General features: G+C 41.5%; 17 protein-coding genes and 1 pseudogene. 12 read left to right on the plus strand and 6 right to left on the minus strand.

The window, feature by feature from the left end:
* Positions 1-212: 212 nt before the first annotated feature.
* A pseudogene (locus tag MsAc7_RS05990) lies at positions 213-1,694 on the plus strand (2-isopropylmalate synthase); the annotation flags it as partial.
* A gap of 106 nt (positions 1,695-1,800) precedes the next feature.
* On the opposite strand, the gene MsAc7_RS05995 reads toward MsAc7_RS05990, so the two are convergent.
* From MsAc7_RS05995 to MsAc7_RS06005, 3 genes are all read right to left on the minus strand, one after another.
* Positions 1,801-2,862, minus strand: coding sequence for a GTP-binding protein (locus tag MsAc7_RS05995; protein ID WP_338102014.1), 1,062 nt, complete (start codon positions 2,860-2,862; stop codon positions 1,801-1,803).
* Positions 2,863-2,935: 73 nt separating this feature from the next.
* On the minus strand, positions 2,936-3,217 hold the full coding sequence (locus MsAc7_RS06000) for a hypothetical protein (protein WP_338102015.1): 282 nt from the start codon (positions 3,215-3,217) through the stop codon (positions 2,936-2,938).
* A gap of 30 nt (positions 3,218-3,247) precedes the next feature.
* On the minus strand, positions 3,248-4,897 hold the full coding sequence (locus MsAc7_RS06005; RefSeq protein ID WP_338102016.1) for a methylamine methyltransferase corrinoid protein reductive activase: 1,650 nt from the start codon (positions 4,895-4,897) through the stop codon (positions 3,248-3,250).
* Positions 4,898-5,390: 493 nt separating this feature from the next.
* Here MsAc7_RS06005 and MsAc7_RS06010 point away from each other — a divergent pair, with 493 nt between their 5' ends.
* The 11 genes from MsAc7_RS06010 to MsAc7_RS06060 all read left to right on the plus strand — a co-directional run bounded on the left by MsAc7_RS06010 (position 5,391) and on the right by MsAc7_RS06060 (position 17,925).
* Positions 5,391-6,176: a helix-turn-helix transcriptional regulator gene (locus MsAc7_RS06010; protein ID WP_338102017.1), complete on the plus strand. Its 786-nt coding sequence runs from the start codon at positions 5,391-5,393 to the stop codon at positions 6,174-6,176.
* 30 nt (positions 6,177-6,206) lie between these two features.
* Positions 6,207-6,995, plus strand: coding sequence for a helix-turn-helix transcriptional regulator (locus MsAc7_RS06015; protein WP_338102018.1), 789 nt, complete (start codon positions 6,207-6,209; stop codon positions 6,993-6,995).
* 234 nt (positions 6,996-7,229) lie between these two features.
* Positions 7,230-8,441, plus strand: a complete 1,212-nt coding sequence (locus tag MsAc7_RS06020) for a bifunctional 5,6,7,8-tetrahydromethanopterin hydro-lyase/3-hexulose-6-phosphate synthase (RefSeq protein ID WP_338102019.1) — start codon at positions 7,230-7,232, stop codon at positions 8,439-8,441.
* A gap of 1,100 nt (positions 8,442-9,541) precedes the next feature.
* Positions 9,542-10,318 (plus strand): methanol--corrinoid protein MtaC, encoded by a 777-nt coding sequence (gene mtaC, locus MsAc7_RS06025; protein ID WP_338102020.1) that lies wholly within the window; start codon positions 9,542-9,544, stop codon positions 10,316-10,318.
* 12 nt (positions 10,319-10,330) lie between these two features.
* A complete protein-coding gene (mtaB, locus tag MsAc7_RS06030) occupies positions 10,331-11,719 on the plus strand; it encodes a methanol--corrinoid protein co-methyltransferase MtaB (protein ID WP_338102021.1) in 1,389 nt (462 codons plus the stop codon).
* A gap of 534 nt (positions 11,720-12,253) precedes the next feature.
* Entirely contained in the window at positions 12,254-12,850 is a 597-nt protein-coding gene (locus MsAc7_RS06035) for an acetate uptake transporter (RefSeq protein ID WP_338102022.1), read from the plus strand.
* A gap of 211 nt (positions 12,851-13,061) precedes the next feature.
* Complete coding sequence (locus MsAc7_RS06040) at positions 13,062-13,412, plus strand: hypothetical protein (protein WP_338102023.1); 351 nt, start codon at positions 13,062-13,064, stop codon at positions 13,410-13,412.
* Positions 13,413-13,874: 462 nt separating this feature from the next.
* On the plus strand, positions 13,875-14,435 hold the full coding sequence (locus tag MsAc7_RS06045) for an acetate uptake transporter (RefSeq protein ID WP_338102024.1): 561 nt from the start codon (positions 13,875-13,877) through the stop codon (positions 14,433-14,435).
* Between the two features lie 367 nt (positions 14,436-14,802).
* Positions 14,803-15,144: a hypothetical protein gene (locus MsAc7_RS06050; protein ID WP_338102025.1), complete on the plus strand. Its 342-nt coding sequence runs from the start codon at positions 14,803-14,805 to the stop codon at positions 15,142-15,144.
* A gap of 158 nt (positions 15,145-15,302) precedes the next feature.
* Positions 15,303-15,530, plus strand: a complete 228-nt coding sequence (locus MsAc7_RS06055) for a hypothetical protein (protein ID WP_338102026.1) — start codon at positions 15,303-15,305, stop codon at positions 15,528-15,530.
* A 214-nt stretch (positions 15,531-15,744) separates the two neighbouring features.
* Complete coding sequence (locus MsAc7_RS06060; RefSeq protein ID WP_338102027.1) at positions 15,745-17,925, plus strand: hydantoinase/oxoprolinase N-terminal domain-containing protein; 2,181 nt, start codon at positions 15,745-15,747, stop codon at positions 17,923-17,925.
* A 132-nt stretch (positions 17,926-18,057) separates the two neighbouring features.
* Here MsAc7_RS06060 and MsAc7_RS06065 read toward each other — a convergent pair whose 3' ends face one another.
* Genes MsAc7_RS06065 through MsAc7_RS06075 form a run of 3 tightly spaced genes read right to left on the minus strand, consistent with a single transcriptional unit; the run spans position 18,058 to position 21,421 of the window.
* Entirely contained in the window at positions 18,058-18,708 is a 651-nt protein-coding gene (locus MsAc7_RS06065; protein WP_338102028.1) for a hypothetical protein, read from the minus strand.
* A gap of 58 nt (positions 18,709-18,766) precedes the next feature.
* On the minus strand, positions 18,767-20,101 hold the full coding sequence (locus tag MsAc7_RS06070; RefSeq protein WP_338102029.1) for a GLUG motif-containing protein: 1,335 nt from the start codon (positions 20,099-20,101) through the stop codon (positions 18,767-18,769).
* A 15-nt stretch (positions 20,102-20,116) separates the two neighbouring features.
* Complete coding sequence (locus tag MsAc7_RS06075) at positions 20,117-21,421, minus strand: GLUG motif-containing protein (RefSeq protein ID WP_338102030.1); 1,305 nt, start codon at positions 21,419-21,421, stop codon at positions 20,117-20,119.
* Positions 21,422-21,439: the final 18 nt, after the last annotated feature.

Genomic DNA, 21,439 nt, shown 5'->3' on the forward strand with positions numbered 1-21,439 from the left:
AACTAAAACAACAAAAAAACATAATTCGTATAAGATCACGATAAGAACACAGATATAACTTGGTGTTCAAAATATTAAAAATAATATACCTTAATAATAAAAAACTTCACCCCTAATTATAAATACCAAAACTTAATTTTAGATTTTGATTATTATGATCAACCAAGAAAACATGGGGTGTTGTTTTTTACACACCTGAACGGAAAAACAAAACAGTAACGATTTTTGATACAACACTTCGGGACGGAGAACAAACCCCCGGGGTCACGATTCCGGTTGAAAAAAAAATAGAAATCGCCCGTCAACTGGATAAACTGGGCGTCGACGCGATTGAAGCGGGTTTTCCGATATCTTCTCCGGGAGATAAGGAAGCCGTGAAAAAAATTGCCGGTCTTGGTCTCTCTTCTGATATTTGCGGTCTCGCACGTTCCGTCAAAAAAGATATTGACGCATGCATTGATTGTGACGTGGATTTGATTCACGCATTTATCCCGACATCTGATATCCAAAGAGAGCACACGATCCGAAAAACGCGTGAAGAAACACTGAATTCTGCTGTTGACGTCGTTGAATACATCAAAAGCCATGGTTTTAAATGTATGTTTTCGCCGATGGACGCGACCCGTACGGATTTTGACTACTTGGTTCAAATTTCCAAAGCTGTCAAAAATGCCGGATGCGATATTGTCAACATTCCGGATACTGTCGGCGTGATGGTTCCGACCGCTACCTACCGTCTGGTCCGCGACCTGTGCGAACGCGTTGACATGCGGTTTGATATGCACTGCCACAACGATTTCGGGCTTGCAAACGCCAACAGCATCACCGCTGTTGAAGCCGGCGCCTCCCAAGTTCAAGTCACCGTGAACGGAATCGGAGAACGGGCCGGAAACGCTTCCTTGGCGGAAGTCGTGATGGCGCTCACATCGATTTATGGTTATAAAACCAACATCAAAACCGAATACCTGACGGAAACATCCCGAATGGTTGAAAGAATCACCGGCGTTAAAATGCCGCCGACCATCCCGATCGTGGGCGACAACGCTTTCTCACATGAATCCGGTATTCACACGCAAGGCGTTCTTGAAAAATCAGCGACATTCGAACCCGGCATCATGACACCTGAAATGGTCGGGCAAAAGAGAAGAATCGTTCTTGGAAAACACGCCGGAAAACATGCCGTTTTGAAAAACTTGGAAAACGCAGGCATCGTTCCGACTGAGGAACAACTTCAAGAGATATTGACCAAAATCAAAGAAATCGGAGACCGCGGAAAAACAGTGACAGATGCTGATCTTTATGTGGTTGCGTCCATTGTTCTTGGAAAACGCGGTATTGAAGAATCCATTAAGTTGAATGAGGTGTCGGTGATGACCGGAAACCGTGTGACGCCAACGGCTGTTATTCGTGCGGACATCAATGGAAAAGAAATGATTGCCGCCGGAACCGGCGTGGGTCCGGTGGACGCCGCGCTTGGCGCCGTTGAAAAAATCGTCGGCGATACCAAATTCAAAGTTCAGGATTTCAACATCGAAGCCATTTCCGGCGGTTCAGACTCCTTGGCCAAAGTGACGATTACACTTGAAAATGAAAAAGGAAGAACCGTCACCGCAAAATCTGCCAACGCCGACATTGTGATGGCGTCGGTGGAAGCGCTGGTGAACGCGATGAACGCTCTTTTTACGATGGATTGAAGCCTCGCTTCAATTCATATTTTTTACTTTTATGATTGCCGTCTGTTTTTTGCAACTTCGCCAAAAGTCATTGCTGTAATGCGCGCGTACGCCGTCCGGTACCGAATCAGTATTCAATTCCATACTTCTCCAAAACCAAATCAATTGAACCAATAACGATTTGTTTCAAATCAGCAGATTCAATTCCCGTCACCGCCGACAATATTTTCAATTTGGAAACCGGCACTTCCGCTTCAATGATTTCAAACTGTGGATCCTCTTCCGATGTTGTTAAATTGATTTTAAACGTTTTGCCGTTGTTTTCCAAAAACAACTTGATATGTCCCAAAAAATTCGGGCTTTTCGCCAAAACCTGTTTTTGAATATCCGACATAATTATTTTGACAATATTTTCACAATCAGAATCACTTAATTTTTGAACCGTTTTTTGATTTTTGAAAATATATTCCGTCGCAAACGACCCGACACCGGAATCTGCAATGGATCCGGCTGACGGAGTGCCGCCGGCCATAGAAAGAGCGCCGGTTGCGCTGATCAACGGTATTTCCTTTTTATCATTTGTTTTTGGTTTGCTGCTTCCCAAGAGGCTAATCAAATTTTCCATACTTTTTTCATCTTTGGAAGAAATCCGGATGATTTGTGCTTTCGGATTCATTTGCTGAATACCGGATTCAATCACCGGAAGCATCGTTGGATCCACCAAATCGCATTTGCTGACGGCGATCACCTCGGCGTCTTTAAGCTGTCCGGACGCGAAATTTTTGATTTCTTTCATAATTTGTTTAAACCGGCTGCCGTCAAAAAGAGTGAGAAGCGGCGCAATTTCATAAGCCGACTGCAAATTCATCAAATCAATTTCATCCCGAATCAAACCCGGATAAGCAACACCGGTCGATTCAATAATCACAATGTCCGGATTGAAATTTTCAATCATCAACAAAAGCGTTGCCCGAAGCGTCGTTTTCAAACTGCAACAAATGCAGCCGGATGTGATTTCTTTGGTTTCAAGACCAAATTGGGAAATGACATCGCCATCAATTCCAACCTCACCGACCTCGTTGACAATAATGCCCACCGATTTACCGAGGGATGAATAATAAGTGCCAAGCTGAATAACCGTCGTCGTTTTCCCGCTTCCCAAAAATCCGCCGATAACAATAATTTTCAAAATACCGCCTCGTTTTATGATGAAATGATGATGAAACTGATGAGATTAATGAAATTGTAACACGATGAAATCATTAAAGAAAAACGGAACCGCAAAGCGGTTCCGGTTGCTGTTTCCAGCTGCTGTTTCCAGCTGCTGTTTCCAGCTGCTGTTTCCAGCTGCTGTTTCCAGCTGCTGTTTCCAGCTGCTGTTTCCAGCTGCTGTTTCCAGCTGCTGTTTCCAGCTGCTGTTTCCAGCTGCTGTTTCCAGCTGCTGTTTCCAGCTGCTGTTTCCAGCTGCTGTTTCCAGCTGCTGTTTCCAGCTGCTGTTTCCAGCTGCTGTTTCCAGCTGCTGTTTCCAGCTGTTCAGCCTCCACGCTTGGTTTCCATATTTAATTTTGGTCTGTTCAATCCTCAGCTTCAACCGGTTCCGCACCCGGCACCACGTCTTCCACCGTCAGCAGATTCCAGCTGAAAACTTCCTTCGGCATAAACCGCGTGCATTTCTTACAGTTGGAACCGTCGCACAAATCAGAGCGGATTCTGACGACATTGTCCTTAAAACTCATCGCGTGCGTCGGACATTCCCGAATCCTTTCCTTGCAATCGGAACAGTTGTCAATTTTCATGGACAGGTACGTTCCGGTCTGCTTAATCAGCTCATAACCTTCGTCGCCGAATACCGGAATGTCGCGCTCCACCATTTTATCAACGACCGGATCCCCTGTCGGCTCATCAATTTGCGGCAAATCTTTCTTTTTGAGGAACTTTTTTAGCATCTTAAAGTCCATGCCTTCGCCCCAATACGCCAACTCCAAAATATAAGCTTCCTTAAAAGCCGGATCGGTCGCAAACATGACGTGCGTCCCGACAATTTTGGTCGCAATTTGCTGAAGTTCTTTGAGACGCTCATCCGACAGCAAAATTTCGCGCGCCATTTTAAGCGACGTGTTACCGATTTGTGTAATCCGCTCCGCGTTGTAGGGATTCATACCGATTTTTTGCGCTTTTTTCGCATCCATATACGTACCGGCCGCCCCCGACATGTGAGATACTTTCAAATCCGCCATCTCGACGCCGGCCGCTTTACAGAGCGTGATGTGACCGGCACGAAGCGCGCCGATTGCGTTTCCGGCTTCTTTGACATCGTGTTCCGAAAATGTAATGCCGTCCTGCAAATGAATCAGGCCGTCCGGCGTCTGAATTTTTGGAAGCTTAATGATACCGTTTTTCATTCCTTCTTCCAAGAGAGAAATGACACCCGTTCCTGTAATGGCTTTGGCGCGAATCGGTCCTTCCTCCACGACGGAGCCGTCTTGCGGGTTGACCAAATCGCCCTTAATGGTTTTCATTTCTTTGTCCAAAACAAAACAACGGACATTGTTCCCTTCAAAACCGACGTCGCAAATGACATAAGGAGACGCCAGGGCACCGCAACTGATTTCCTGACCTTCAAGCGCTGGACCGGCGGCAGCCGACCCTGTATAGATCACATTGTTAGCCTTTAGCGCCATTTCCGCATTCGTTCCAAAATCCGTCGCGATCGCCAGTTCGTCGCTGTTAAGCATACCGGAATGGACGATCAATGCAAGCGCGTCGGCACCGATTTCATGCTTTATGGCCGGCGGGATGATAACGGAACAATTCGGAAAAATTTCAAGTCCTGCCACCTGGCTGCTTTTCAAAATAACAGACTCACGTTTTTGCTCTTGAATATTAAGCTTCTCACGCTTTCGTTCGCCGGCATAAGCCAAATCGTCGATGGGGATTCCCTGAAAAAGAGACAATTGAATCGGGTTTCCGCAAACAGACAAACGTTCTAAATCATTCGGGACCACACCCAGATGATCAATAATCACTAAAATCGCATTGATCACCAGTCGGTGCGCTTTGTCAAGCCCGTAATTGATCGCAAAATCCATATGGTCCATCACATTTGCACCCGGAAGGGGATTTCTCATGGTGACAACGGTTTTTCGAATTTCGCCGGTTTCCAAATTCACTTTCTGCGCACGAAAACCGCTTGTCCCGAGATCTATGGCAACTCCTGTTCTCATAATTTGATACTCCTTTTAACGTCCATCACATGATTAAATTACAAAGGAATTAAAATTATTTACGTCCCCATGAATTATATAAATGCCTGTTCAAAAATCAAGAGGACATGATTTCATCAATTCGGTCAGAATTTGATGACGAAGCAATATCTTTATTAGAAACAATTCCTATTAAAACCTGCCTCATATTAAAACAATGACGTAAACAAATAAACAAATAAAAATAAATAAAAAATAATGAAAAATAATGAAAAAGATGACAAAGATGACAAATGAATAAATAAAAAAAGACAAACTTCTGATCAATAATACAAAAAGGTTAATTTAATAATCGTTTAAACCTATTCCGTATAAGCTCCAATGAATAAAATTCGATACATTTTTATTGAAATATAAATGATGTACAAAAAAATCATTTGCAGAAGACCGGTTTAGTTCCATTTTAAATTTTTTTAAAATTTTAAAATCAAGTTCTATCAACGGAAGGGAAAAGATGAATTCGTTAATTGACACAGTCTTTTTTTCGGAAAAAAGAAAAGCGGTTCTTCTTTTGCTTTTGAAAAATGAAATAATGACCCTTGACGACATTAAATCGGAACTCAACGAAACATCCGTCTCCATTCTCCCTCAAATTAAAATTTTAATTGACCGAAAACTCGTCACCCAAGAAGACGGAAAATACAAGCTGTCCATGCTTGGAAAAATTATTACGGAAAACGTGTCGCCTTTTGTGAAAAATTTATCCGTTCTCGTCAAAGATTCTTGTTTTTGGAGCGAGCATGAGCTGAGTCCGATTCCCGACAAACTTTTGAAAAGAATCGGCGATATCGGCAACTTTGAAATCATCAACGTCGACCTCCGCTCTGTATATTACGAACCCAATCCCATCATCAACAACCACATCAAAAATGCTGAATCGATTAAAACATTCATCACCTACTACGCGCCGGAATACGCGCCGGCCTATTACGAACGGCTGGTGGCCGGCGCTCCGATTTCGGTCATTACGACGAATTATATTGTGGATATGGCTGCTAAATACAGAAACGAAATCAACGACTTGCTCCGGCGGGATAACACGGAGCTTTACATTTGTTCGGCCGACACCAAAATCGCGGAAGTAACGGTCACCGATAAAATTCTTCTTTTATTCTTTTATTCAACATCCGGAAATTTGGATTATTCTTATTTAATCAGTTGTGAACCCGGTGCGGTGGCTTGGGGAGAAGAATTTTTCGAATATTTAAAAAGCCGGTCCGGCCGAAAAAAAGAGATTTGACGAAATGAGATTGAACCAAGGAGGTTTTGGATGAAAGAAGAATCACTCACAGACGCTCTTTTTTTATCGGAAAAAAGGCGCCAAATCTTACTGTTTTTACTTCAGGGTCCAAAAACCATCGAAGAAATTAAAAAACATTTGGATGCAAAATCAAGCCCGATTATGGTTCAAATGCGTATTTTGGCTCGAAATCACTTGATTACGGAAAAAAGCGACGTTTTCATGTTAACTGAACTCGGAAAAAGTATCGTTCCGGAAATGATCTCCATCCTGGATATGTTTTTGGTTTTTGACAGCTGTTCGGATTATTGGACCGACGTGGATTTGGAAGCCTTTCCCACTCATTTGTTGAACAGAATCGGGGAGCTTGGGCAGGTGCATCTCTATGTCCCGGACCGCGCTCACATTTTCGATTGTTCGCGGCAAGTTTCCGAAGATTTAAAAGATGCCGAATCGATCATTGAGATTTCATCTGTTTTTCGAAAAACATACATCAAAGACTATTTAACAATCGCCGAAAAAGGGTCAAATGTTTCTTTTATTTTATCCAAAGAAGTGTTGGACCGGATCGAAAACGAATATCCGGAAGTCTATTACCGGTATATGCGCTTGGACAATGTCCGCTTTTTTATCGCGCCCGATATGAATTTGGCGTCCTGCCTGATTACCGACAAATTTGTTTCACTGTCCCTATTCACGAAAGACGGATTGTTTTATAATCATGACCTGGTCAGCCGGAGCAAAAGCGCCATCAATTGGGGAGTTGATTTGTTTTATCACTACCGGGGACTTTCAACCATTCATCAGTTACAAGAATAAGGCAGAAATAATCAAAAAAACAATCAGAAGAAAGAAGGCATTAAAGAGCTGCAATTTATAAAAATTATTTACACCGAACATTGTTCATAGAACCACATTCTACAAATACTACATATAATGTATAAAAACCGCCTATTTATCATTTATAAATTCATCTCTATTCATCACCTATTGCGAAAGACGCGCGCATGATCAAAAACAATATGCTGCCGGCGTCACTTGGAGATCTTAAAAATGCCAAAAGACACAAAATTACCCTACTTTGAAATCGGAGAAGCTTTAATCGGAACCGGACCGGAAGTTGCCCACGTCGACTTAATGATTGGCGCTAAAGACGGACCGGTTGGTCAAGCGTTTGCTGCCGGCCTTACCCAGCTGTCTGCCGGTCACACGCCGCTTCTGTCAGTCATTCGTCCGAATCTGCCGACAAAACCGTCCACTTTGATTGTTCCGAAAGTAACGCTGAAAAAAGGCACCGACACCGCCAAAATCTTTGGCCCGGCACAATCCGCCGTTGCTAAAGCCATCGCGGACGCCGTTGAGGAAGGAATCGTTCCGAAAGAAATCGCAAACGACGTCGTTGTCATTGCCAGTGTTTTCATTGCGCCTGACGCCGAAGATTATAACAAAATTTACCGTTTCAACTACGGTGCCACCAAATTGGCGCTTAAAAGAGCTTTGGAAGGCTTCCCGAGCGTGGAAAAAATGCTTGAGGAAAACAACAAATCCACGCACGCCATCATGGGATTCAAAGTCTCCCGCCTTTGGAATCCGCCTTATTTACAAGTGGCGTTTGACACGACCAGCCTTGACTTTGTGTTATCCGCTGTCAAACAATTGCCGCAAAACGACCACCTGCTGATTGAAGCCGGAACGCCGCTCATTAAGCGTTTCGGAACCGATGTGATTTCAAAGATCCGAGAAGCAAGACCGGACGCCTTTATTGTCGCCGATTTAAAAACGCTTGACACCGGCAATTTGGAGGCGCGCATGGTGGCCGACGCTGCCGGAGACGCCATCGTCGTTTCCGCTTTGGCCCCAATTGAAACCATCCGAAAAGTCATCGAAGAAGCGCACAAGACCGGAATTTACGCAATTGTCGACACATTGAACTGCGCCGACCCGGTTTCCGTCGTTGAAAAATTAATTGCCTTAAAGGCTATCCCGGACGTTGTGGAACTTCACCGCGGCATCGATATTGAAAACACCAAACCGGATTGGGAAAAAATCAGCGCCATCAAAAAGATTTCGCCCAAAACATTCATTGCAGTCGCCGGCGGCGTGAAACTTGAAAACATTCCAAAAGCTCTCAGTGACGGCGCCGACATTTTAGTGGTCGGACGCGCCATTACGGGATCAAAAGATATTCGCGGAATGGCTGAACAATTCATTGCCAAAATCGGAAACCCGGAAATTGACCAATTCAGAGTCATGACCGACTTCTGATTTGAACAAATAAATATCTAAAAATGGGAACCGCTTCCCATTTTTAATTTTTCTTTTATTTTGTTTTCTCATTAATTGTGTCTTATTTTACGGCTTTTTTGTTTGGGTTTTCGTTTTGTTTCTTTATTTTTTGTTTTTCTTTTGTTTTCTGTTTTTTTGTCTTTTATTTTCCTCTTTGTTTTTTATTTTCCTCTTTGTTTTTTATTTGCTTTTTGTTTTCTATTTGCTTTTTGTTTTGTTAATATTTTGAATATTTGAATAAAAAAAACATGAAAACTAATTTTTTGTTACTTTGTGCCTATAATAAAATAATGGCTTTATCATTTTTTAGTATTTACATCATATTAATATGTATTTTTAAAATGTTAAAGTCGTATTTAAAATCAAAAGCAGAAAGAAATTAATATATAAACTTGTCTTATCGAAAATAAATATTTAAATTAATATTCATTCATAATTAAATTAATGTTTATATAATTAAAATTTTATATTTAATTTTTTGAAATTTGATAGTTGAATCAAGATGAAATATATGCCCAAAATATCAAAATTTTTGATGATATTTTCATTATTGCAGGGTTTAAAAAAAGGTATACCAAAAATAATTTCTTAAATATTTTTTTCAAAAACGTATATTGGCGGTCAATAATAAAGATTAATTGTTTTAGTTTTTTTCAAAACCGAAAAAAAAAGAAGATTTGCTTCAAAAAAAAAAGATGCGGTTAATGTATATACCTAAATCCGAATGATTGAATTGTAGAAAAAACTACTCAATGAACAAATCGAATTTCATCCCGGAAAAATGAAAACAACCATCGGGGGAATTCAATTATGTTTTTGGTTTTTTCTTCAATCTGTGGTTTTAGAGTTGCAGAGATTTAGAAGTTTCAGCAGAATGAATACCAATAAAAACGTTGAAAAATGGTTTTAAATGATTCAAAAAGATGCAAACTTTCAATCAAAGCTGCTTCCTCAACAATAAGCAGTTTTTGTGTGTGTGTATGCGGTTTGTGGATCACAAAAACCGACGAATCTAACATATTTGGTTATTTTATGATGCTTCTTTTCTCTGTAAATATGTACTGAAACGGAGGAATAAAATGTTAGACTTTAAAAAAGAAGATATCGCAACGATTCTTGTCAGATACAATGTTGCCATGGAAAAAACCATGACACCTGACGAAGCGGCAGAACAGCTTTATCCGAAAGACGCGCTCTTCAAGGCCGTCGCAAAAGCAATTTACGAGGGCGAAGAAGACGATGTGATCGCCGCACTCGACGCTTGCTTAAAAGCCGGAAAGAGCCCGATCAAACTCATCGACGAAGCTCTTCTTCCGGGAATGGCCGTTGTCTCTGCGCTTTATGATCAGGGAATTATCTTCCTTCCAAACGTCATGATGTCTGCTGACGCCATGCTTGAAGGAATAGACTACTGTAAATCCAAAACCAAAGAAATTCCGAAATCCAAAGGAACTGTCGTTTGCCACGTCGCTGAAGGCGATGTTCATGACATTGGTAAAAACATCGTCGCTGCACTCCTTCGTGCCGACGGATTTGAAGTCGTCGACTTAGGCCGTGATGTGCCGGTTGATGAAGTCGTTGCCGCGGTCGCCAAAGCAAAACCGGTCATGGTTACCGGAACCGCACTCATGACCACCACGATGTACGCGTTCAAAGAAGTGAACGACAAAATGGTGGAAAAAGGATTAAAAATCCCGTTCGCCTGCGGTGGCGGCGCTGTGAATCAGGAATTTGTCGAAAGCTACAGCCTCGGTGTGTATGGTGAAGAAGCATCGGAAGCAGCCAAATTTGCAAACTACATTTTGAAGAACGGTGCAAACATCCAAAAAATGAGAGATGAGTTCCACTACCACTAAGGAGGCAAAAATATGGCAATCAACAGATACACAAAAATGGCATACACCAATGCAGACGAAATGGTTTTCGGACATGCCAAATTCCCGGTCAAAGCGGGATTAGGACTTGAAATCGGTGCAGGATACGCAATTCCTGAATTAAACTATGCACCAAGACCCCAAGCCGGTGTTTCCAAAGAAGCACTTGTGAAAGAATACGAAAGAATTACCAAAGACGCCATGGGCAGAATTGTCCAAATCGGCGCGCCGGCCGTCTGTTTAGAAACCGAGCACGTTCAACAGATGTCCAACAACCCGTCCTGGGGAGCGGCTGTTGCTCACGCCCAAAAAACCATCATGGAAGAATACCACGATGAATACGGTGTGAAATGCGCACTCAGACACACCATCGGTGACATTCGTGAAGACCGCGACTACCTCGCACTTCGTGGAAAGAAGAATGACGTGATGCTTGAAGCCTTCGACCAATGCGCCGCACAAGGCGCCGACCTTCTGTCCGTCGAATCCATGGGCGGAAAAGAAGTCTTCGACTACGCGATCATCCGCGACGACATCGCCGGAGTTCTCTTCGGTATCGGCGTCCTCGGAACCAGCGACATGGACTTTGTTTGGCAAAACATTGTCGATATCGCCAAAAAGAGAAAAGTCGTCGCAGCCGGTGACACAGACTGTGCCGAAGCCAACACCGCCATGTTCATTGCCGGCGGATTGCTTGACAAAAACCTGGCCCACACCACCGCAATCGTTGCCCGGTGTATTTCCGCTGCCAGAACCCTTGCCGCCTACGAAGCAGGCGCAACCGGCCCCGGAAAAGACTGCGGTTACGAAAACACAATTGTTAAATCAATTGCCGGTGTCCCGATCACCCAGGAAGGAAAATCCTCCACTTGTGCTCACTCCGACGTCATGGGTAACTTAACCATGCAGTGCTGTGACATGTGGTCAAACGAATCCGTCGAATACCACGGCGAATTCGGTGGTACAACCGTTCAAGTTTGGGTCGAAACCCTTGCGTACGACTGTTCACTCATGAACACCGCCATCAAGACCGGAAACCAAAAGATCCTCCGTGACCTTTTGACCCTTTCCGACAAATACAGAGACCCGCAAGGCTATGTCCTCGCTTACGACAACGCTTACCGCGTCGGAGAAGCCATTGCCAAGAACGGAAAAGACACCTACCTCAGATCGAAGGCAGCCGCTGAAGAATGCTGCAAGATTTTGGATGAAGGTATCAAGGGCGGCAAGTTGAAACTGACCAAGTTCGAAACCAATGCCCTCAACGACATCAAGAAAGACCTTGCTACACTCCCGACCGAGAAGAGCAAGTTCGTTGACCAATGCATGACCAAATACAAAGCAGAAGTTCCGGTCTTTAAGACTGAAAACTATGTTTTGTAAATGAGCAACTTCCTGTAAACAGGACACGATTCAATCGTGAAAGCGGGGCTAAATTTGTGGGGGAATTCCCCCTCCCTCACCTTTTTAACTCTGTGTTTAAAACCTCTCGGATAAATCCTATTCATTTTCTCATTGACTGAAACTGCTGACCCATTCAGAAATGTTTTCAGCCATTGATGAAAACCTCACAAATTAAACATCAACCGACCATATTGGGATTTTGAAAACGGTTTTCAAAGAATCGGCAAACGACTCTTAAAAAACCGTTTTCACGCCCGTTTCTAAACATTTGCTTTTGTTTTTTATTTTTGATCATTTTATTTGAAAAAGTATTAAAAACAAACCGGCCGATGAAAAATAATAAAACAAACAAAAGTGAAAAATGTAAAAAACAGAAATATTGTGTGTACCTCATGTGTGTATTTATGGTTTTATGGGTGCAAAATGACCCAAATTCAAAAAACGATTTTAAAATAATTAAATGTGTCAAAACGAGTTTATTGGTTTAATAAAATGTTGTGGAGTTTAGATATTATGAGTGATGAAAATACAATAAACATTGATATTTTAGAAATTAAAGAAAAAGGCGTCCGCCTGTTTGACACGACCGCCAATTCCGCTGTCTTAGGATTTGCAGGTCTTGCCTTGGCGGCAGTTATGTTGGGACTTCAAGGCATGGGCATTTTCGGCGATGCGTTGATTGTGATTTCCATGTCGATTTTCATCGGCGGCTTTGCCCAAGTGTTTGCCGGCATTCAGCTTTGGTGGAAAGGAAACAACTTTGCCGGAACGGCATTTACGGCGTTCGGTCTCTTTTGGTTCTCGTTCGCATATATTTTAATCGCGCCGTTCGGCGCTTTGATTGCCGGCGCAACTTCTCTGGCATGGTTCCTGCTGTTTTGGGGCATTTTCGCAACCGGCCTCACAGTCGGATCCTTAAAATTGGGATCTAAATCATTGATCGTCGTCTTGGTTCTTTTGGATCTGACGTTTTTCTCGACAACGATTGCGTTCTTCGGCATCAACTTAAGCATTCTTCCGGGAATTATCACGCTGCTGCTGGGACTGGCGGCACTGTACACGTCCTTGGCCATCATTTTGAACGAATGCGGATATAAATTGCCGGTTTAAACAAAAGAAACTAAAAGAATAAAAAAAAGGGAAGGAGCGATTTTTCGGCCGTCAACAAAAAGTTCACATCCTTTGACCGATTTCGGTTCTTTTCTTTTTTTGTTTTTTTGTTTTTCTTTTTTTCCGTTTTATTTTGACGGCAGTGGCGGCGCGTTAAAACTAATAAAACCTCTTTTTTATTATTGCTCATCTGCAATACGGAGAAATTTCAATGAACTTGAAATGCGTTTTATGTCTGTTTGCTTTAATGGTTTTGATTCTGGTCGGATCCGTTTACGGATGTATGACCGTTTACATCAACAAAAGCAAATGTGCCGACATGACGGAACAAGATTTTGAAAGCATCCGGCAAACTGTCAATCAATACGGTGCCGCTCAGGGAATTGAAAATGTGCCCTTGATTATTCAATGTCAGGTGACGGAAACCAATTTGTTGCTCAACAATACAAAACATGAGACGACACCGGAAAATGAATCCAACCAACAGGCAACGCAAACGAATTCTTTTTGGCAAAAAATTTTGATTTTTTGGCAAAATTGGTGGAATAATTTGACGGAATAACTTTGTTGATTGTCGAAAAATCGAGTTTTCAGGTTTTATTTTTTTCGTGAATAGTCGAGTTGTGTTTTTTGTCCTTCAAATTGTGTTTTTTAAAAATTCAACGATGGGAAACTTAAAAATGAAATCAATTTGACTGAAAAGCTTTTTAAGCGAACCGAAATATTATCGTCTGATTTGTCACGAATTATTCTGATGAATCTTTAAAAACAAATTAAAAACGAGTCTAAAGAAAAACAGGGTCTAAATATTTGTCGAAAGATTAAAACGAAAAAACAGTGAAACGAATAAAGCAGCTTAAAGCTGTTTTAAAAACGATTCGTTCTACGGCAATCAAAAACAAAGTAAATCAACGACAACAACACAAAACAAACACAACAAACAAAAACAGGTTTTTGAGTGTAAAATATTGATTCTTCCCCTGGTTCTTGGAAATAATCCAAAAAACCAAACAGGAGAAAATCTATGAGTGAAATTCAAATCGTAAAAACACAAGACACAACTGCAAATCCCGGTCCTCTCGGACTGACAGGTTTTGCGCTGGCCACTTTAATGCTCGGACTTCACAATTCCGGTCTTTTTGCCAACATTTTACCCGTTATCGCAATGGCAATTTTCGTTGGCGGGCTGGCTCAGTTGCTGGCCGGAATGATGGAATGGAAAAAAGGAAACACATTCGGAATGGTGGCTTTCACCGGTTTTGGTGTGTTTTGGCTCAGCTTTGCCTACATCCAAATACATCCGTTTGGCGCCATGATGGCCAGTACGGAATCGGTCGGACTCTACTTGTTACTGTGGGGACTTTTCGGTCTCGCATTGTTGCTGGCGACACTTAAAATGAAATCCAAATCGATGATTGTCATCTTTGTTCTTTTGGTTTTGACATTTTTCGTGACAGCCATTGACCATTTGGGTGTGTCTCTCGGCATTTTCCCGGGTATCTGCGCGCTTCTTCTCGGGCTTGCTGCCTTTTACAAAGCCATGGCCGATGTTTTGAACGAAAACGGATACAATCTGCCGACTTAAATTAAAAATTCGATTGATAAAAATCAATCGATTCTATTTTTTATTTTTTTGCTTTTTTCATTCTTCTGCTTTTTTATTTTTCTGTTTTTTATTCAAGCAATTTTGGCGCGCGCGTTACAGCAACACATTTTTTTAAATCTAAGAAATGTGAAGGGATATTTTTTGAATTTAAAAAAATAAGAAATAAAACATTCTTCAATTCTATTTCGATTCAAATAAGCCAGCTGTGAACAGTTTCATGGTTCATCCTTTTCATTTGCTTTAAAAATGTTTCGATTTTAACAAAATCAATAGGAATATATACAGCCACATCTTTTTTAGTTTTAAATTTAAAATATTGAAACTGAAAACAAAAGGAAAAATTAAAATGACTTCAGATGTTGACTTTATTTTAAAAAAACTGGAGGCGGAAAACTGCTTTTTAAAAGATGCGGATGGAATCAAAAGTCGGTTTTGTGAAAAACCGAAAATGTTTGACGCTCTTTTATTCATGACTTCAACGGTCAAAGACAGTTACGGATCCTTTATTGATGATAAAATAAAAATTTCAATCAATGAAGAATTTGACCATTTGGAAATTCAAGTTCCAATGCATCACTACGAATATTCAATTAATAAAGAATTTTTTGAAATCAGTGAACAAGCCCGGGAAAAATACGGACTGAACGACGAATACATTCTCTTAATCACTCAATATGAGGCGTGGTAATGACCAATTTTTGTCCGAAGCATTTTTTAGAAATTTCTGAGTAGCTCAATGATTTGGCACGTTCCGAATGCCCGAAAGCGAATTCTGCCCGCCGGTCAGCAATCAGTCGCGCCTATTACAGCGCCTATTTGTAAGCAAAAAACTTTGCGATTCAAAAAATGAATTTTACACATCTCAAAAAAAAGTCAGATCACCGCCGGGTTGCCGATTTATTTTTGTTGTCAAATGATTCAACCCACAAAGAAATCGGGTATTATTTATTCAAACTCAGAATGTGGCGAAATACGAGCGATTATGATATTCCTTCCGAAATTGATGCTTCTATGGCAGAAAAAACAGATGAAGCCATTCGGTTAGCACATGAAATTTTTTCTAAATTAAATTAACTCCACTTTGTTTCATTTATTTTTCTTTATTTCCCGGGTAGTTCCGATACATGTGTTACAGCAACATATTTTTTTGATAATTCAAAATGAGAGACGATTTTTTATTTGATTCGATATGCTATTATATTATTGCAACTCATTATCATTAAGTGTTTATTTTGTTTGATCTTTTACTTTTTACTTTCCAATCATAAAATAACAAGTGGTGTGTGAAATGACTTTCAGTTTGGGAATTGATGCCGGCGGAACGTATACGGACGCCGTTTTAATCCAAGACGTTGACGGCTGTGTGGTGGAATCCGGAAAAGCACTCACGACATATCCGGACCCGATCGGCGGTATTAAAAAAGCGATTGAGCTTTTGGATGCCGAAAAGCTCAAAAATGTCTCCATTGTATCGCTCTCAACAACACTTTCCACCAACACGATTTTGGAAAACAAAGGGTTTCCGGTCGGCCTTATCATGGTCGGTGAATTTCACATCCCGGATACGATTCCGGCAACAATGTATTGTACCGTTGCCGGCGGACATGACAGCAACGGCGAAGAAATTTGTCCACTCAATATTGAGCCGGTACGCGAATTCGCATTGTCCGTCAAAAACAAAGTGGCGGCCTTTGCGGTTTCATCTCTTTTCAGTACCCGAAATGCTGACCATGAATTGACCGTTAAAAAAGAAATTTTCAAGCTCACCGGGCTTCCGGTGGTTTGCGGACATGAACTTTCCCAAGATTTAGGCGCCTATGAACGCGCTGTTACCGCTTTTTTAAATGCTCAACTGATTCCGATCACGTACAAATTTACGCAATCCATCGTCGAAGAAATGAATGAAATCGGCATGAACGCAACACTTTTAATGCTCAAATGCGACGGATCGGTCGTCGGCATTGACGAAGCGCTCGAAAAACCAATTGAAACTATTTTTTCAGGGCCGGCCGCAAGTCTTATGGGTGCGGCTCATTTGTCGGGACTGAACACTTGCGCTGTGATTGACATCGGCGGCACCAGCACGGATGTCGCGTTGATTCAAAACGGACTTCCGGAAATGGATGATTCAGGCGCTGTCGTCGGCGGATGGTCGACGCGCGTGAAAGCCATCCGGATGGAAACCATGGCGACCGGCGGCGACAGCCATGTTTTTGCAACCGACGATCCGAATCAAAAAATTCATTTGGGACCGATTCGTGTGATGCCCCTTTCTCGGGCCGCCGTTCTTTATCCCGGTTTTTTGGAAAAACTCAATGATGTTAAACTCCCGCCCCGGAAATATATTTCCGAATTCATTCTGCCGTCCGTCTTTTACGTTAGAACCGGATTTGAACCAATCGAAATGACGTCGCTTGAAAAAACGCATTATGAAATCATTGACGCGTTCCCAGCGTCATGGAACGACATGTTTGACCGTCTCGGAAAAAAAATGCCGCTTTCGTTTGCGCTTGAATCGCTCGTCAAAAAAAGACTCATTCAACCGATCGGTTTTACACCGACCGACGCGCTCCACGTTTTGGGAGATTATACGGAATGGAGCCGGGAAGCGGCTGTCGTCGGCGCCGAAAAAATTGAGCGGTTGACCAAGAAAAATCCGGTCGAACTTTCCGAATACACGAAAAATCGTGTGGCAAAGAACATGGTGAAAAGTTTGATTGAATATTTGGTTCCGGGAATTGAGGAAAAGGACGTCGAAAAAATTCTCTCCGGCAACTATCATACGAAATTTTCAATTTCGGTTCCCATCATTTTAATCGGCGGTCCGTCAAAAGCATATGTGTCGGAAATTCAGAAAATCATTGACGGCAATATTTTCGCGCCGAAATATTCGGACGTCGGAAACGCTGTCGGCGCTTTGGTCGGAAAAGGCGTCCGCCGGCTTGAGATTATCATTAAGGAAAATAAAGTGAAAGCCGAAAAAATCGCCGCCGGCGAGGACGAATTTGAAGATGAAAACGAAATTGAAGAAGGAAAGGAAAGCGAAGGCAGCGAAAGTGAAAGCAACGAATACGAAGGCAGATGCGATGGGAGATGTCATAAAAAATGCAGAGCCAACTGCAAAGCTGTCGCAAAAACAAAAGGCACCGCCGGAAAAGACCGGGTCGAATACATTGTTTTCCATGACGGAAAGCGTCAAACCTTTGAAAATTATACTGAAGCCTATGGCTTTGCGTGCGACGCCGGCAAAAAATCAGTGACGGAATACATGAAAAAAACCGGATTAAAAGACGAACAAATCAGCGTTAATTTCACTCAAAAAGAAATTCGTATCGGAACAGACAATCCGATTGAAACGAAATTGACATTTGTAGGCGTTGCGACGGCGCAATTTGAAGACGGAAAATGCAACATCCCGGATTTTGTCAAGTTTATCAATCCGGAAAAAAAGTATCGGGAAGAGAAATGATTGGATTGGCGGACGGTGCCGGCGCGCGTTATGGCGACCATTTTTTGGAAAAATAAATCAAAAACCGGAATCCGGCTTTGGATTTTTCAATTTGTTTTATTTCAAGCCCCACCGATTCATAAAACACTTCAATTATTCCCACCGGTTTTTAAAAAATTCCTGAGAAATTTTGTACTCTTTGGACCGGATCAAATAAGTCAGTATTTCCCAAACGGCAGCAATCAACAGCAGAGCTGCAACAAAATAATTAAACAACGTCGTGCAGACTAACGCTGCCGCCAAAATAATAATACTTGAGAGAAGCGACTTATTTTCCCATTTTTCCGTCTTTTTTAAAATTTCAAGGGCTTCTTCTCTGCTTGCCGAATCATACAAATCTTTATAATAAGGATTTGAACCGGCCCTCATGTTTGCGTTTTCCTGATTTGAATAAGCGTCCTTTTTTTCATCAAATATCTTTAACATTTTCTGTCTTTCGAGAGACAACAAATAAGTGTCATAAAGCTTTACGATAACGAAAATAAAAACAATTATGACCAAAATAATCATCAAAAAATTAATGAGAGAAATAAACAATGAATCCTTAAAACCTGATGATAAAAGTTCATGAACCGATTCTAATGTAGAGTAGCCGCCGGGGAAAAAAATGAACAATAAAGCCATAAAATAAAAAATAAAACTTTTAAGAATATCTGTTTTAATTTCAGCCAACAAATACGTTGCGACGTTCTTGTCGTTTGTTAAACTCATGGCTTCTAAATATTTTCCCCTTTCTTTTTTCATTTACAATCCCAAACCGTTGTCATGTTGAAATATAATTCATTTTGAACGAATTAAAAATTTAGTTGACAGGATAGAATTTTTCCGGATTCGGTTGACCTTTTAAAACGGGAAGTTTATAATATTCTGAAGAACTCAGTTCCCAGATTTCCGGATTCCAATTTTTCCAAATACCGCTTGGAAAGGTATTCCACATCATTTTTGAATTTATTTTTTGACCGTTGTGTGATGGAAAAATTTTATTCGATTCAATGCCGTTCCAATAATAACAATCGTTCACTTGAACACCGCTGTTGTTTCCGGCAATATAACCGGCGCCCATTTCTATTTTTAAAAGAATGTAAGTGGTTAATGAAAATTTGGGGGGAATCGGAACAAGAGGCGTTCGTTGGTTAACGGCATGATTCAAAGAAACACAATCTGCAACGTGGCACCCGCTTCCGACACCGATAATCCCACCGGCATTCCCAAGACCGCCTTTTGAAGTCACAAAAGCCGTTGAATAACAATTTTGAAGACTCACATTGTAATTGCTGCCGGAAATACCGCCCGCGTTTGCGGCAAAACCGTCCGATGTAATATTCCCGGTGGCGTAACAATTTTCAATGACCGTATCAATAGACCACCCTGAAATACCGCCGGCGCCGTAACTGTTTGATTCAACCGTCGAATCAATGGCCGAACATGTTTCAATTTTGCTTCCGAAATTATTTAAGCCTGAAATCCCACCGGCGCTTGAACCGGCCGTAACAGAAATGTTCACGACGTAAGAATTGATGATTTCCCCTTTATTATTTGTCGCAACAATTCCCCCGCCACATCCTTCCGTCGATGAAATTGTCGAATTCAAAACCGAACAATTTTGAATTTGACCAATTGCGAATGTTCCCGCAATACCCCCTGCGTCCATATTTGAGCAAACGCTCGAATTGGCAACATGGCAATTCGATATTTGTATATTGGTACCGTTCGCTGCAACAATTCCGACAGAGTTGTTTCCTTTTACCGTTGCGTTTTCAATGTTTAAGTTTGAAACAGACCCGGCGAAGCAGCCAAAAATTCCGATATTGTCTTGATCCGGTTTGTCAATAATCAAATGATAGATGGTTTGATTGTTTCCATCAAAATTGCCGGTAAAATATTGAAATCCTGTGGATTCTGAAAAGTTTCCAATCGGTTCCCAAATTAAATCCGAACCGTCAAAACTCAAATCATTCATTAAAATATAAGAAGCGGAAAGGTTGTTTCGGATTTCGTCAAGTTGATTGATTGTTGTAATTTGAAAAGGGTCGTTTGGCGTTCCGGTACCGGTACCTGAAAAAGCGGAAACTGTGTTTAGGGATAAGAAGAAAAACAATACTACAACCAAAAGGGTTATTTCTAATCTTTTTATCATATTTTGACCCTGTTTTTATTTTCCTTTGCCAAACAATAAAACAACGCCGGCAAACATCAAAACGCTTGAAATGAACTCAAACCCGGGAATGGATTGAGATGACCCGGAATTTGAATTTTCAGGGTCTAAATAAGAAACATCTCCCGGAGATTCGCTCTGCCAATCAAAAATCGGCAACATGTTGTCGGAAAAGTTTTTCAGTATCCAGCCATTATTAAATCCGTTCCAATTAGATTTTCCAAACGTTCCCCAAATATCCTCGCTTGTAACGGTTCTGACAAGCTCGCTATCAAGATTTTTTCTAAATTTGGCGTTTGTCGCTATTTTGTCCCAATAAGAACATTCATAAACGGAACCTGCGTTAAAATAATCTTCATTCCATCCGATAATTCGTCCGATCGTTTTTTTGTCAACATTTTTGTCTGAAAAATATTGGCTTCCGACATCGACACGTTCATTTAAAGCGTAACTGTACTTGACAAATCCATGATTTTGGCCAATCAAACCACCGGCGCAATCCGTTTCCGTAAAAACGTTTCCCGTTGCGTAACAAGCGTCAATCAATCCTTCATAATTGTAACCGACAAGACCGCCAACGCCGGACTCTGCCGACACAGATCCAAGTGCATAACAGTTTTGAATTTTTCCTTGATAATTCAAACCGACAAGACCGCCCGCATAATATTTTGAATGTTCAATGGTTACGGAAGCGTAACTGCGATCAATAAAACCACCATTGCGGCCGGCAAGACCGCCGACTTTTTCCCGACCGGATAGAATTGTCCCGGTAGCAAAACTGTCAAGAATTGTACCATTGTTGATGCCGACAAGACCACCGATTTCATCTGAATGTCCTCCAATATTGATGTCCGTCGCCGAACAATTTTGAATCAGCCCTTCGTTGAGGCCGGCCAAAACTCCGATTCCGCCATAACCGGAAGCCGTTGCATGAGCCAAATTTAAATTGGAGATTTCGCCGCTGCGGTTTACATAACCGAATAAACCGGAAAAACTGTTTATTTGGGGCGTTATTTGAAGATTTTGAATCGTTTGATTGTTGCCGTTAAACTGACCGAAAAATGGGTTTTCTTCTGAACCGATCGGCTCCCAAACCAAATCCGAGCCGGCAAAATCCAAATCATTCATTAAAATATAAGAAGCGGAAAGGTTGTTTCGGATTTCGTCAAGTTGATTGATTGTTGTAATTTGAAAAGGGTCGTTTGGCGTTCCAGTGCCGGATCCTGAAAAGGCGAAAGTTGCATTCGGAAATAAAATAATTAAAAAAAGGGTGACTAAAATAATAATTACTGCTTTTATCACTATTTTATCCCCTTATTT

This window comes from Methanolapillus millepedarum, assembly GCF_032594115.1.
GTDB lineage: Archaea > Halobacteriota > Methanosarcinia > Methanosarcinales > Methanosarcinaceae > Methanolapillus > Methanolapillus millepedarum.

Bases quoted from the DNA above. Each gene is read 5' to 3' on its own strand.
- MsAc7_RS06005 (WP_338102016.1), bottom strand. From the start codon at position 4,897: ATGAGAACAGGAGTTGCCATAGATCTCGGGACAAGCGGTTTTCGTGCG.
- MsAc7_RS06010 (WP_338102017.1), top strand. From the start codon at position 5,391: ATGAATTCGTTAATTGACACAGTCTTTTTTTCGGAAAAAAGAAAAGCG.
- MsAc7_RS06015 (WP_338102018.1), top strand. From the start codon at position 6,207: ATGAAAGAAGAATCACTCACAGACGCTCTTTTTTTATCGGAAAAAAGG.
- MsAc7_RS06020 (WP_338102019.1), top strand. From the start codon at position 7,230: ATGCCAAAAGACACAAAATTACCCTACTTTGAAATCGGAGAAGCTTTA.
- mtaC (WP_338102020.1), top strand. From the start codon at position 9,542: ATGTTAGACTTTAAAAAAGAAGATATCGCAACGATTCTTGTCAGATAC.
- mtaB (WP_338102021.1), top strand. From the start codon at position 10,331: ATGGCAATCAACAGATACACAAAAATGGCATACACCAATGCAGACGAA.
- MsAc7_RS06035 (WP_338102022.1), top strand. From the start codon at position 12,254: ATGAGTGATGAAAATACAATAAACATTGATATTTTAGAAATTAAAGAA.
- MsAc7_RS06040 (WP_338102023.1), top strand. From the start codon at position 13,062: ATGAACTTGAAATGCGTTTTATGTCTGTTTGCTTTAATGGTTTTGATT.
- MsAc7_RS06045 (WP_338102024.1), top strand. From the start codon at position 13,875: ATGAGTGAAATTCAAATCGTAAAAACACAAGACACAACTGCAAATCCC.
- MsAc7_RS06050 (WP_338102025.1), top strand. From the start codon at position 14,803: ATGACTTCAGATGTTGACTTTATTTTAAAAAAACTGGAGGCGGAAAAC.
- MsAc7_RS06055 (WP_338102026.1), top strand. From the start codon at position 15,303: ATGAATTTTACACATCTCAAAAAAAAGTCAGATCACCGCCGGGTTGCC.
- MsAc7_RS06060 (WP_338102027.1), top strand. From the start codon at position 15,745: ATGACTTTCAGTTTGGGAATTGATGCCGGCGGAACGTATACGGACGCC.
- MsAc7_RS06065 (WP_338102028.1), bottom strand. From the start codon at position 18,708: ATGAAAAAAGAAAGGGGAAAATATTTAGAAGCCATGAGTTTAACAAAC.
- MsAc7_RS06070 (WP_338102029.1), bottom strand. From the start codon at position 20,101: ATGATAAAAAGATTAGAAATAACCCTTTTGGTTGTAGTATTGTTTTTC.